This window comes from Flavobacterium fructosi (assembly GCF_042787335.1).
In the GTDB taxonomy this organism is placed as follows: domain Bacteria; phylum Bacteroidota; class Bacteroidia; order Flavobacteriales; family Flavobacteriaceae; genus Flavobacterium; species Flavobacterium fructosi.
Genome location: NZ_JBHZQA010000008.1, coordinates 48,587 through 61,060, shown reverse-complemented (window position 1 = coordinate 61,060; position 12,474 = coordinate 48,587). Strand labels below are relative to the sequence as shown.

13 protein-coding genes are annotated in these 12,474 nt (G+C 34.1%); all 13 read right to left on the bottom strand.

Translation table 11 applies throughout. From position 1 onward, the window contains the following. Positions 1 to 107 precede the first annotated feature (107 nt). Positions 108 to 533 carry a universal stress protein gene (locus ACFX5D_RS12340; protein WP_379858486.1) on the bottom strand — a complete coding sequence of 142 codons (426 nt, stop codon included), beginning with the start codon at positions 531 to 533 and terminating at the stop codon, positions 108 to 110. Positions 534 to 790: 257 nt separating this feature from the next. Further along, positions 791 to 1,369, bottom strand: a complete 579-nt coding sequence (locus ACFX5D_RS12335) for a YceI family protein (RefSeq protein ID WP_379858485.1) — start codon at positions 1,367 to 1,369, stop codon at positions 791 to 793. Between the two features lie 207 nt (positions 1,370 to 1,576). Continuing rightward, a complete protein-coding gene (locus tag ACFX5D_RS12330) occupies positions 1,577 to 1,909 on the bottom strand; it encodes a hypothetical protein (RefSeq protein WP_379858484.1) in 333 nt (110 codons plus the stop codon). A gap of 105 nt (positions 1,910 to 2,014) precedes the next feature. After that, positions 2,015 to 3,073 carry a reverse transcriptase family protein gene (locus tag ACFX5D_RS12325; protein WP_379858483.1) on the bottom strand — a complete coding sequence of 353 codons (1,059 nt, stop codon included), beginning with the start codon at positions 3,071 to 3,073 and terminating at the stop codon, positions 2,015 to 2,017. Between the two features lie 498 nt (positions 3,074 to 3,571). Further along, positions 3,572 to 4,726: a phospholipase D-like domain-containing protein gene (locus tag ACFX5D_RS12320; RefSeq protein WP_379858482.1), complete on the bottom strand. Its 1,155-nt coding sequence runs from the start codon at positions 4,724 to 4,726 to the stop codon at positions 3,572 to 3,574. Next, positions 4,716 to 5,816: a site-2 protease family protein gene (locus ACFX5D_RS12315; RefSeq protein WP_379858481.1), complete on the bottom strand. Its 1,101-nt coding sequence runs from the start codon at positions 5,814 to 5,816 to the stop codon at positions 4,716 to 4,718. Before ACFX5D_RS12315 ends, ACFX5D_RS12320 begins: the two co-directional genes overlap by 11 nt. Before the next feature lie 210 nt (positions 5,817 to 6,026). Next, on the bottom strand, positions 6,027 to 6,446 hold the full coding sequence (locus ACFX5D_RS12310) for an NAD(P)-dependent oxidoreductase (protein ID WP_379858480.1): 420 nt from the start codon (positions 6,444 to 6,446) through the stop codon (positions 6,027 to 6,029). Continuing rightward, positions 6,412 to 6,834: a Rossmann-fold NAD(P)-binding domain-containing protein gene (locus tag ACFX5D_RS12305; protein ID WP_379858479.1), complete on the bottom strand. Its 423-nt coding sequence runs from the start codon at positions 6,832 to 6,834 to the stop codon at positions 6,412 to 6,414. Before ACFX5D_RS12305 ends, ACFX5D_RS12310 begins: the two co-directional genes overlap by 35 nt. A gap of 66 nt (positions 6,835 to 6,900) precedes the next feature. Further along, a complete protein-coding gene (locus ACFX5D_RS12300; RefSeq protein WP_379858478.1) occupies positions 6,901 to 7,161 on the bottom strand; it encodes a zinc ribbon domain-containing protein in 261 nt (86 codons plus the stop codon). 141 nt (positions 7,162 to 7,302) lie between these two features. After that, positions 7,303 to 7,749: an OsmC family protein gene (locus ACFX5D_RS12295; RefSeq protein WP_379858477.1), complete on the bottom strand. Its 447-nt coding sequence runs from the start codon at positions 7,747 to 7,749 to the stop codon at positions 7,303 to 7,305. Positions 7,750 to 7,787: 38 nt separating this feature from the next. Further along, positions 7,788 to 8,543, bottom strand: coding sequence for an SDR family oxidoreductase (locus ACFX5D_RS12290; protein ID WP_379858476.1), 756 nt, complete (start codon positions 8,541 to 8,543; stop codon positions 7,788 to 7,790). Further along, entirely contained in the window at positions 8,527 to 10,980 is a 2,454-nt protein-coding gene (ppsA, locus tag ACFX5D_RS12285) for a phosphoenolpyruvate synthase (protein WP_379858475.1), read from the bottom strand. Before ppsA ends, ACFX5D_RS12290 begins: the two co-directional genes overlap by 17 nt. A 679-nt stretch (positions 10,981 to 11,659) precedes the next feature. Next, on the bottom strand, positions 11,660 to 12,328 hold the full coding sequence (locus tag ACFX5D_RS12280) for a ferredoxin reductase domain-containing protein (protein WP_379858474.1): 669 nt from the start codon (positions 12,326 to 12,328) through the stop codon (positions 11,660 to 11,662). Positions 12,329 to 12,474: the final 146 nt, after the last annotated feature.

The window sequence follows — 12,474 nt, the reverse complement described above, 5'->3', positions numbered from 1 at the left end:
TAAAAATAAAGTCCTAAATCAAATAACCACTATGTAATTAACCGTTTTGACTATTGATCTGCGGATTGTTTCTTCCGCATAGTTTCTATTAGGAAGTAATTTTTCTATCATGACTTACTAGGAATTATGAATACGGGTATTTCCGAATGTCGGACAATTTTTTCAGCTACACTACCCATAATCAAATGCGAAATTCCGGTCCTGCCATGCGTGCCCAAGACAATTAGGTCAGCATCCCATTCTTGGGCTACCTTCAAAATTACTTCATGCGGTATCCCTTTTTCGACAAAAGTCCAAACTTTATAGTCCTTAAATACGGTATCAATAAGCATTTGCTGATTTTTTTTATAGTCGTTTATGGTGATATCGGCAAATTCCTTTGGAGTGACGGCACCTTCTGTTATGAGCATTGTTAGATCAACGACGCTTAGTAATGCAATTTCGGCATTTAGTTGACTAGCAAGTTGAAACCCATTTAAAGCAATTTTTTCTAAAGTGGAGTCATTGTCAACTGCTATTAGTATTTTTTTCATGTTGTCCATGTCCTTTGATTTTTATAATTGCTGTTTTATTAATCTTTTCGGCGCTCGGAAGTAAAATATAATACCCTGCTATCAGACTATTTGGACTATCAAATTGAACAATTTTTTATAGTTAAAGCAGGTGTTAATTTTTTGAATATTAGTAAATTTTAAAGCTTTTTTATGGCAATTTAAGAGAATAAATTTGTTCTTTCTACTTCTGTTTTAACCCATAATGAAAAGATTTTTAAATTCCCCTTAGAAGAAATTTATTGTTTTATAAATTCACTGTCTGCCTTAATTTTTACTTCCTCACTAATCATTGGAGGAGGAAATTTTGAACCAATGTTAAAATCGGAACGTTTTATAATTCCACTAAACTGAAATCCGGCGGTAATTGCTTTAGATTGCGGATTTGTTATAGTTCCTCTATACCACATATTGATGGTTGCAGGTTTTGTTATTCCGTGTAGCGTGAGATTCCCCGTTAGTTTGTATTTGCCTTTTTCTTTTCCGATTTTTTTTATAGATGTACTTTTAAAAGTCATTTTAGGATATTTTTCCACATCAAAGAATTCAGCACTCCGTAAATGATTATCCCGCATCTCCACTTCGGTATTGATCGAGGCCACTTCTGTTGAAAGTTCAAAGGACGCATCGCTGAAATCATCTTTTTTGGCTGTAGTAGTTATTTCAAATATTTTGAATAATCCGGCAATATCAGAAATGCCATGATGCACGGTGCTAAATTGTAGCTTTGAATGCATCGGGTCTGCTTTCCATGTGGTTTGTGCCAGTAGAAAAGTAGCAGAAAATAATGTTGCAATAATGAATGTAATCTTTTTCATGGACTGCTTTTTTTAATTTTTCGATAAAGGTTTTAGAAATTTTGTATTCAACAAAATAAATGGTGTAAATGATTGTAATTTTTAGATATTCGTCTATCAAATTTAATCAATTATTTAATGCTTAAATTAAATTAAAGTATTTTATTTCAGATAGCTATGTAATAAAAAAATGGAGCTTAGGTTTCTTATAGATTTCAATAATTTTCCTTAGTCCAGAAGTCGATAAATTGTTATCAAAAGGATAATAGCCACAATTCCGGAATAGATTAATTTAGTATACTTAGCTAACCAATTGGGAAGGTAAATATCAAAATTGTCTTTTGTAGAATTGGAATATTTACGAGCCAAAATAGTCAGGGGGCAAAAAAATTTAAGTGCTACTAAAATAATCCCTTCTATAATTATTAATCCGTATCCTATCCAAAGCCATTTATCGAGTTTATCAGCTATTACGGCATATAGCACATAGAAAATTACTAAATTGAAAAATAGCCAAATCATAGTGTGTACGATTTTAATAAGTATCAGTTTACCTTTCATTACTTTTAATTTTTAGTCAAAAATATTCTGCCTATATAAATTAGAAAAAAGCCCCAAAACGGAGCTTTATGCAGTACTATTTTTTCACACGGGCAGTACTTCCTGTTACATGAGCAGTGGTTGGATCATTTTTGTTTTCTGCTGTTTCTTTTTTAGAGCAATCAATACTGCTTTATAGCCTATAAATTCTAAATCTTTGGCGTTTATTTGCAGTACAAAATTTACTTTTCCTAACAGATGTTCGAGATAATTACTATGGTTAATTTCTTTGTATTCGCGATGTTCGTCTATGCCAAATTTTTTGATGTAATGCATATCTTGCCTCAATTCATTTCGTTTATGAAATGCGACCTGCGGTTTGTCATTTACTACAATGCCAGTTACGGTTTGTCGCATATTGGGCGTCATGAGTTTTGTTTTAGCAGTATTGATATGAAGATTTAAGTTTTCAACTACAGCGGTGATTTTTGATAACAGTTCTTTTTGGTCAAAATCACCGGAGAAGCTCAAATCATCGGCGTAGCGAGTGTATCTTATTTTTCTTTCTATGCAAAAACGGGAAATGACATCATCAGCATCTTTAAAAATAAGATTTGATAAATACGGGCTGGTGGGTGCTCCTTGCGGTAAGGTTCCATCACGCGTACATAATTTAGAAAGTAGTTTTGATACCATTCGCGAATAGCCTACGGTAAGAAACACTTTTTCAATTGCTTTAATCGAAATAGAGGGGAAAAAATTTTCCAAATCCAAAGTAAATACTTTGGGTTGTTTTTTATGAAATTTTAAGTTTTCGATAAGACCTGAATTAGGTTTATACGCTTTAGCAAAAGCGCTTATAGGTATTTTGTAAAGTATATTTTTTAGAACCCAGATTTGTATTTCTTTCAAGCTGGGAAGCGGTTCGGAAATGGCTCTTTTTGACCCGTTCTTTTTTATGATTTCAAAATCCCGATAAAAGTATTTGGGATAAAGGGATGCTTTTTTGAGATATTCTTTTTTGTAGCCTACAAGTGCAGAAAGATGAGAAGTGTTGTAAATTACAGGGACATTATTTGAAAGCAATACGGCGGCATATTCTAAACATCTCTCAATATTATGTTCTGAGAAGCTATTTTTAGCGGCTTCCTGGATAAAAGCTTCTTTGTAATGTGTAAAATTCATGGATACAAATCGTTAATGGAGTAGGGACTATTTTGTCCCTAACCCCAATTAAGAATACCGGTTTAAAAGTTCGGAGCTCTGCGGAGGATCTTTTAAACCTGGTGCTTGAAAAAGCGTTCAAATACAGAACAGTGACTCACGGTTCCGTCACTAGCCAAGGCTGTGTGAGTTCTTTGATAATTCGATTAAAAGAACAATTCCTTTTGATTTGGAACAAAAAATATTTTTTTGTCCATCTTCGGGATTTTATGCTCGAAATCCTTTCGAATCCATTCCTCTTTTTTTTTGTTTTTTATTTTAGGAGGCTTCATTTATTTAATGTCTAATTTAGATTTTTAAATTTTTTAATTATCTTGTTATTAGTGTTTTGCCTGTTTTAATTATAATCTTAAAGTTACAGAATATTAATTTAGCAACAGTGTTAATAATTATAAATTTTAACATTAATTTTCTCTTTTTGCATAAAAAATGGCTTTTTTAAGGTATTATTTGACGACGTCAATTATAGAATCTTCTGTAGGGGGTAAAAGTGACAATTATTTCTATAATTCGGGTGCTATAATAGGAAATCCAATTGGTGAATTTTGCCAATATTGTATTATTGATTGCAAGTGTTTGGGGAGTTATTTTTTGACATTGAGCTATTATTTGATTGAGGTGTGCCTGATACATCTGAGCAAATATGGGCGAATTTATTTCGACGTTCGTTTCGATACTGCCATATGAGCTTAGATTGTTTAAGTTAAAGGATCCAATTGTTGTCCAATAACTATCTATAACAGCCGTTTTTCCGTGCAATATTGAACTATTCCATTCGTACAATTCTATATCGTAACTAAGAAGTTTAGAATAAAGATAACAAGTTGCTCTTCTTGTCATGGGAAGATCTGATATTCCGGATAAAATTAATCTAATTCTAACCTTGTTTTTGGCCGCTTTTTTCAAGGCTTGAGTTATTCTTCTGCCAGGAAGAAAATAACTTCCCATTATTGTTATTTCTTCTTTGGCATTGCTAATTGATTTTATGTAACCATTACTGATTTCGTTTTTTCTTTTTAACCAGTCATTTTGAAGAATGCGAACTAAGGTATCTTCCTGAAGGTGAAAAACAGATTTTATTTTTTGACTTTGCAGGCGTCTCTTTTTGAGAAAAATTGCTTTACATAGTTCCTGTATGGGTTTTGCAATTTCGCCGTTTAATTGTACTGCATAATCAAGCCAAGGCTTTTCGGTTGGGGTTCCATGATATTTATCAGCAATATTAATTCCGCCTATCAGAGCGACCTTAGAATCTGCAACTACTATTTTTTGATGTAATCTTCGACCCAGATAAAAGGTATAAGCGGAAAATAATGGGGCAAAAAAACGAAAGTTAATACCGCTTTGTTTCAAATCATTCCTAATTTTTAAGGGGAATGAAAAGGAACCCAATCCATCTAATATAAGATATATTTTAACTTGACGGGAAGCGGCTTCTTTTAGTGCATTTATGATCCTGTTTCCTGTTGCATCATTTTCAAAAAGGTAAACTTGGATATGAATTTCATATTCTGAATTGTGGATAATACTTTCCAAACGGGAAAAATAATCTTTACCGCTGCGCACAAGCACAATGTTTTCAGATACAACATTGGAATTTTTATTATGCGGCATGGTCTTTTTTCAAATGTACTTCTTTTATCAAAATAAATTCTAAAATATTCTCTGTGTCCAATGTCCCTATGAGTTTGTTGTTTTCCATGATGAGCATCAGGGTTTCTTTGTTTTTGTACATGTCTTCATAGACATTTTCTAATGCCGAATCAGCATCAATAAAAATCAAATTCGGGTCCATTACATTAGCGATTGTTTCGTTTTCTCCATTTTTAGCTAATGCCATTATGATTTGATCCCGGTTTAGTGTACCTACTGGAATTGTATTATCGGTTACTAAAAAATTCTTGTTTTGACTGTCTAAAAGTAAATAAATGGCTGTTTTTAGTTTTTCATGAGCATCAATTTCAAGATATTGTCGCATCAAGACATCTCTAACTTTATAGCCTGTCAATACGTGTTTTGACTCTATAGAATCAGACTCAACTTGGGCTCCTATAATGACAAATATCCCAATGAACACTAAAAAAGGATTGTATAAAAAACCTAAAATAATAAAACCAACCGCTATGAATTGACCTATTCGAGCAGCGATTTTTGTAGCAACATTTCTTTGTAGTTTAAAGGACAACAATGCACGTAAAACTCTGCCTCCATCCATAGGGAAAGCCGGTATCAAATTAAAAAGTGCCAACCAAAAATTGACAATAAAGAAATTGAGAAAAAAATTATCTGCATTTACCCCTTTTGATAGTTCTGCCATTAATTGATTTGAATCACTTGGAATGGTAATAAAAAATCCGGTGATGAACGCCAAAGTTATATTTACAAGTGGACCTGCAAAAGCAACGACTAATTCTTCGGCGGGTTTTTCAGGAATTCTATCGAGTCTGGCTAACCCGCCAATAGGGAGTAGTGTGATGTATTTTGTAACTATATTATATTTTTTAGCGGCTAAAGCATGTCCTAATTCATGCAAAAAAACAGTAACAAATACACTTAAAATAAAAAGTACGGACCATAGAATTTGCGTTAGATTTTGACCATTTTTATAGTTTATAAAAATAATGAATAGAATAAGCAGTGAAAATGTCCAGTGAAGATACAATCCTATTCCCGCTATTTTTCCGAGTTTTAATGATCCTTTCATTTTTTTTATTTTTTATAAAAATGGTTCTGTAATATATTTGGACAAGCACAGTATAATTGTTTTTTTACACTCAAATTTTGAGACAATAGGTATTGATTGTCAATGAATTATAAACTAATTTACGAAAAAAAAACGAATTATTAATATAAATCAAACAGGAAGATTATGCTTGGATTTAGTGGAGAAAAACTAAAAAAGATAGGATTTTTATTATCTGATTTCATTTTTGCAAACGCTATTATAGGCCCATTCATTTAGATTTGCAATTGTTGTGCTTGCAATTCCATGCAGTGCTTCCGCAGTCAAGAAGGATTGATGACCGGTGATTATGACGTTCGGATGAGCATACAGTTTTAGGAATAAATCGTCGTTGATCGGAGTGCCCGTATGATCTTTGAAAAAGATTTCTTTTTCATGTTCATACACGTCTAAACCTGCGGCAGCAATAACTCCATAATTTAAAGCTTTTAATAAATCTGCTGTATTTACGATGCTGCCATGGGCGGTATTAATCAAAATGACTTCTTTGCGCATCACTGCGAAAGCACTTCCTGTTTTTATGGTTCCAATAATGCCCACTGTTTTTCCATGCAAATTAGAACCTATTAAATGATTCCAGTCGATAATCACCCAATTGCATCATTTTTTGACCTAATATCAGTTTTCTGTTCAAAGCCAATAATAGGGCTGTGGCATGTTCGGCAACAGCATTTGCAGAAGGAATAGCTGGGACATTGGCAACCTTAATTCCCAAGGCATGCACTTTGTACAGATCAATATAATCAAAACTTTTGGAGCGCAAAGCAATATATTTTATGTGTAAAGCATGTAATTTTTCCAGCACTACCGCAGCGGCATCATCGGAATTGAAAATTGAGATGGCATCAAAACCTTCAGCCATTTTTACGGTACTTTCATTTAGCGATAGTTCGGTGTAAGTCAAATCGAGGTTTCCATACAAAGCTATCTCGATAAATGGTTTATCAAAACCAGATATACTGTAAATTAATGTTTTCATCGCATCGTTTTTCGGGTTCTAAATTTAAATTGCGGCATCACATATTTCTCAGGATTTATCACAGTTCTATTTGTTTTTCCAACGACTTAATGATGGTAAAATATTTATGGCTTTTTGAATGGTATATATCGGAAGTTTTAATTTCTTCATTTGTGTAGATACGATATCTTTCATGTCTTCTATAGTCATATTTGGTTTTGTGAACATACCATCTTCGTAGCAATATTTGCAATATAAGTCATTCTTCAAACCGTTTTTCTCTTTTCCTTTTATTTCTTCATTGCCAAGCGGCAATCCACAACTTTGACATAATATTATATTTTCCATAATTATTTATTTTGAAGACTGAACCATTAGGTGTTTTATTATTCTCATTTGCGTTAGCTCTTCTCCTCGCTATAAGCAAATGTCTACAACAGTTTCATAAGTTTTAATATTCTTGCTTCAGCAAAATCGACTCTCCCTAACTCAAAAACTGCGTTGAATTTCGGATACTATAATTTCAGAATCAAGTCTTATTGGAGTTTTAATGGCATTCGAGATCAAACACACATTTTTGCTCATTTCCAGAATCTTTTTGACTCTTTCCGGTTTTTGAGAATAGGGGACCACCACTTTTGGTTTTAACATAATTTCAAGCAAGAGGTGTTTTCCACTGATAATTTCAACAGTGCATATCGATTTGCTTTCATAACTTATAAATTCAAGTTTAGAATTATCAGCAATGGTCAAAAAAGTACTCATTAGACAGCTATTTATTTTTGCGATTAATAAGTGCTCAGGTGTCCACATACCTTCCGTTCCATTCGAATATTCTGGAGGTGACTCCATTTCAATTTCTTTTGGCAAAATAGTGGAACTTAAAATTCCTTTTGTTTTACCCGTCCATTTTAGATTCACTTCGTAAGTATGCATGATCCGATAGTTTTAATAAAAATTCAAACAGATAAAAATTATTGAGCTGTAAATCCGCCATCCACCGTCATGGCATGACCGGTCACGAAAGAGGCTTCATCAGAGCACATCCATACGACGGCATTGGCTATTTCTTCCGGAAGGCCAAAACGTCCCATGGGTTCTAAGCCTGTAAATTGCGCTATAGCTTCTTTTGTTTTTCCGGTAAGGCGATCAATCATTGGGGTTTGTATGACACCGGGACAAACCGCATTAACGCGGATTCCAAGTTTGGCGTATTCTAAAGCGGTAGTTTTTGTTAACCCAACGACACCGTGTTTAGACGCTACATAAGCGGGCAAACCAACAAATCCAACCCTTCCAGCTACTGAAGCGCAGTTGACGATTGCTCCTTTTCCTTGTTTCAGTATTTCGGGGATTTCATATTTCATACAAAGCCATATTCCTTTAAGATTTATATTTATGGTTTTGTCCCAATTTTCTTCAGTACAATCAAATGTATTGGCTTGGGTGCCTTCGATTCCTGCATTATTGTAAGCATAATCTAATCTGCCAAATGCTGCAATCGTTTTGTCAACCATTGCTTTTACGTCGTCGGCTTTTGAAACATCGCATTTTATAAAAATTGCCTCACTTCCCAATTCTTTGATCAGGTCTACCTCTTCGTCGTTTTCTTTCCAATCTACAACGACAACTTTGGCTCCTTTTTTTGCGAAAGCGAGGGCGGTGGCTCTGCCAATTCCGGAAGCGCCTCCCGTCACAATTACCACTTTATCTTTAAATGTTATTTCCATGACTTAGTGTGTTTAGCATTTCATTGCGTTTTTCTTCGTGTTTGGCTTCCGCTTTCAAAATATTTTCTATTCCATTTATAAGTGCATCAGGATTAAAGGATATACTATTGATGCCTTTTTCTACTAAAAACTGAGCAAATTCAGGAATATCGCTTGGAGCCTGACCGCACAATCCCACTTTAATTTTGTTTCGCTTGGCAGCGCGAATCGTTTCTGAGATTAAATGTTTGACTGCGGGGTTTTGTTCGCTGAATAAATAGCTTACCAATGAAGAATCGCGGTCGAGTCCTAGTGTAAGTTGAGTCAAGTCATTAGAACCAATAGAAAATCCATCAAATAGTTTTGCGAATTCATTTGCTAATATCACATTACTTGGAATTTCAATCATCACATATACTTCTAACCCGTTTTCTCCTTGGACTAAACCATTTGTTTTCATTTCGTCTAATACTTTTTTACCTTCTTCAATTGTTCTGCAAAAAGGAATCATCAGTTTTACATTTTTAAGTCCCATTTCATTGCGCACTTTTTTCATTGCTTCACATTCTAACGCAAAACCTTTTCGATAAAAATCGCTGTAATAGCGAGAAGCACCCCGAAAGCCAATCATCGGGTTTTCCTCAACGGGTTCAAAGTATTTTCCTCCTATCAGATTAGCATATTCATTACTTTTAAAATCACTCATTCGTACAATTACCTCTTTGGGATAAAAAGCTGCGGCGACAATAGAGAGCGCTTCTGCCAGTTTATCGACAAAATAATTTTTACCATCATTATAGTCTTTCGTTAGTGCTGCGATTTCAGCCTGAACGGATGGATCAGTAATTTTTTCGGGTTCACAAAGTGCTAATGGATGAATTTTGATGGTATTCGAAATAGCAAATTCCACTCGCATTAAACCAATGCCTTTATTGGGATAGTGACTTAATTCAAAAGCTCTTTCAGGGTCGGCAAGAATGAGCATTGGCTCGGTAATAGGCATTGATATTAGGCTAAAATCATGTTCTTTGATTTCCCATTTTAATTCGCCATCGTACACGTTTCCTTCCTTTCCTTCCGCACAGGATACCGTTATTTGCTGACCATTTTTTATGACTGAAGTTGCATTTCCGGATCCTACAACAGCAACAATTCCCAGTTCGCGGGCTACTATTGCCGCATGACTGGTACGTCCACCTTTGTTGGTTACTATAGCTGAAGCTCTTTTCATTATCGGATCCCAATCAGGATTGGTAAAGTCAGTTATTAAAATTTCACCATCAAGTAACTGATTCCCTTCATGGGCATTATTCAGGATTCTAGCTTTGCCTGTAGCAATCTTATCGCCAAGAGCAATTCCTTTGGTCAACAAAGTACCTTTTTCTTTGAGTTGGTAAATTTCTCTTACCAGCTTATTTTCTTTGGCATGAACAGTTTCCGGGCGTGCCTGAACGATATAAAGTTGATTGTTCACAGCGTCTTTTGCCCATTCGATATCCATTGCCTTATCATAGTGTTTTTCTATTTTGTAACACCATTGCGCAAGCTGAATGACTTCTTTATCGGTTAATGAAAATTGGTTCTGCTTTTCCAGCGCGGTTTCCGTATTAATAATTGTATTTTCTGCCGATTCAGCATTTGATTTTTCAGCATAAATCATCGTAAATTCTTTTCTTCCATAATGTCTTTTTATGATGGGATCCAAATTTGCCTTTTCTAAAGTAGGTTTAAAGACCATCCATTCGTCAGGAGTAACGGTTCCTTGCACAATATTTTCACCAAGCCCCCAAATACTGTTTATTATAATCACATTTTGAAATCCCGTATCTGGGTCGATGGTAAAGGTCACGCCAGAAGCCGCTTTGTCACTTCGAACCATTTGTTGTACTCCTATCGAAATCGCAACATCCAGATTTGCAAATCCCATGTCGTGACGGTATTTTATAGCCCGGTCAGTAAAGAGCGAAGCAAAGCAACGATGTATCGCATCCATGACTTGATTTGCACCTCTTATATTCAGAAATGATTGCATTTGCCCTGCAAAACTAGCCGATGGTAAATCTTCTGAAGTAGCGCTGCTGCGCACTGCGACATCAAGATTATCCATTCCGGATTGTTTACTGAGGGATTGATAAGCTTCGCGGATTTCAGCATATATTTCGCTAGGAATTGGTGCCGATAAAATCAGAGCTCTTGCTTTCTCACCAATTGCCGAAAGATTTGAATATTCCTTTTTATCTAATATAAAAAGTAAATCATTGAGCGGTTTTTCTAACATGTTTTGTTTACGAAATAAACGATAGGCTTTAGCAGTCAAAGCAAATCCGTTAGGAATATTGATCCCTATGGGATTGAGTTGATTGTACATTTCACCCAAAGAGGCATTTTTACCACCTACTTTATCAATGGAGGTAATGCTGATTTCGTTGAAAAATAATATGTATTTATACTTTTCCATTCAGATGATATTAAATAATATGAAACCAATATTTTTGATTATATAAGACAACATAAAAAAGATTGGGGACTTTTTTTTGCTTTTAAAAATTTAAAAACAAGTTGTTCAAGCTTACTTTTATATTAAAAGCCGGTTTTGGAGCTAAGACGGTAGAGTAGTAGGATTTCTCTTTTTGATACATCTTATTCTAGTAAATTTAATCAAATAATGTTTTTGTAGGTACAAAATACGATGTTTTTTTTTGGTATTAACTATTTGTTAAACAATCAATTATGGTTTTATTTAAATTTTTTACCGTTGTCGGATTTTTAGGTTCAGTCATCGATTTTTTTTTAATTTATGAAAAAATAAATTCAGATTCTGCGGGTTTTATTTTTATCGCGAGTAATAATTTAATATGACTGTCCGCTTTATGGACAAATTTTGTTTTTTAGGCCACAGATTTAAAGGATTTTCACTGATTTCCTTAATAAATCTAATTCAATCTTCGCTAATCTGTGGAAATTTTTTAAATCTGTGGCCAAAAGTTTTATTTGGAATTAGTTACGGATAATGTTATAATTTATAAGGTAATTCAACTTTTTCTGAATTGAATTTAATATGGGAATTCTGCGTAGTATTTTTTTGAAAAAAAATTAATGTTAATTTGTAGAGAATATCTTGCGCTGCTTTATGTGCATTACATTTCGATTACAATAATATCAGTACTTGCACCCAGCTCTACTAAGTCTTTGCTAATATTTTTTACGAACTCAGTTGGTCCACAGACATAAAAATGCTGCCCGAAGTCGGATATATGATCAATTAGGTAGGAACGATCAATTCTTAGTCCTCTAAAACCCAAAACGTTTTCACGGGTGAACAGTTTGATAAAATTGTCTTTGAGAATTTCTTGCAACTCGTCTTGCATAATGACATCTTCGGAGGTTTTGTTGCTGTATATTAGGATGTTGTTTTCAATTTTATTTTTTTGATACAAATCACGGAAGATTGAAATAAAGGGAGTAATTCCCGCGCCACCGGCAATAAAAACGCCTGGGCCTTTGTATTGAATTGCCCCAAAAACATCATGCAGAATCAATTCGGCACCTGCATTAGTTCGCCCTAACATATTGGTTACGCCTTCATGATCTCTATAAATCTTGATCATAAATTCGAGATAGTCTTGTTCTTTAAGACAGGTAAAAGTAAAAGGCCGTAATTGATTCTTCCATAATGGAAGATTTATGGAAACTTCGGTTGCCTGACCTGATATAAAATCAAAGCCTGCAGGTTTTTCAACTGTAAAGCATTTTACATCGTGGGTAATGTAAATTGCTTTTATCACTTTAACAATATGAGCCTCCATAAGAATTGGTTTAAATTTTATTATTAACCGTGTTTATGGTATATAAATTTTTGTTTGGGTTAAATATTTATTGTGATAAAAACAACCATATAAATTTACTTAAAAAAAACAGAAAAATGATTGTTTTTTTAAATAAGTATTTGTTT

Bases quoted from the DNA above. Each gene is read 5' to 3' on its own strand.
- ACFX5D_RS12315 (WP_379858481.1), bottom strand. From the start codon at position 5,816: ATGAAAGGATCATTAAAACTCGGAAAAATAGCGGGAATAGGATTGTAT.
- ACFX5D_RS12305 (WP_379858479.1), bottom strand. From the start codon at position 6,834: ATGAAAACATTAATTTACAGTATATCTGGTTTTGATAAACCATTTATC.
- ACFX5D_RS12300 (WP_379858478.1), bottom strand. From the start codon at position 7,161: ATGGAAAATATAATATTATGTCAAAGTTGTGGATTGCCGCTTGGCAAT.
- ACFX5D_RS12335 (WP_379858485.1), bottom strand. From the start codon at position 1,369: ATGAAAAAGATTACATTCATTATTGCAACATTATTTTCTGCTACTTTT.
- ACFX5D_RS12320 (WP_379858482.1), bottom strand. From the start codon at position 4,726: ATGCCGCATAATAAAAATTCCAATGTTGTATCTGAAAACATTGTGCTT.
- ACFX5D_RS12290 (WP_379858476.1), bottom strand. From the start codon at position 8,543: ATGGAAATAACATTTAAAGATAAAGTGGTAATTGTGACGGGAGGCGCT.
- ppsA (WP_379858475.1), bottom strand. From the start codon at position 10,980: ATGGAAAAGTATAAATACATATTATTTTTCAACGAAATCAGCATTACC.
- ACFX5D_RS12295 (WP_379858477.1), bottom strand. From the start codon at position 7,749: ATGCATACTTACGAAGTGAATCTAAAATGGACGGGTAAAACAAAAGGA.
- ACFX5D_RS12340 (WP_379858486.1), bottom strand. From the start codon at position 533: ATGAAAAAAATACTAATAGCAGTTGACAATGACTCCACTTTAGAAAAA.
- ACFX5D_RS12330 (WP_379858484.1), bottom strand. From the start codon at position 1,909: ATGAAAGGTAAACTGATACTTATTAAAATCGTACACACTATGATTTGG.
- ACFX5D_RS12325 (WP_379858483.1), bottom strand. From the start codon at position 3,073: ATGAATTTTACACATTACAAAGAAGCTTTTATCCAGGAAGCCGCTAAA.
- ACFX5D_RS12280 (WP_379858474.1), bottom strand. From the start codon at position 12,328: ATGGAGGCTCATATTGTTAAAGTGATAAAAGCAATTTACATTACCCAC.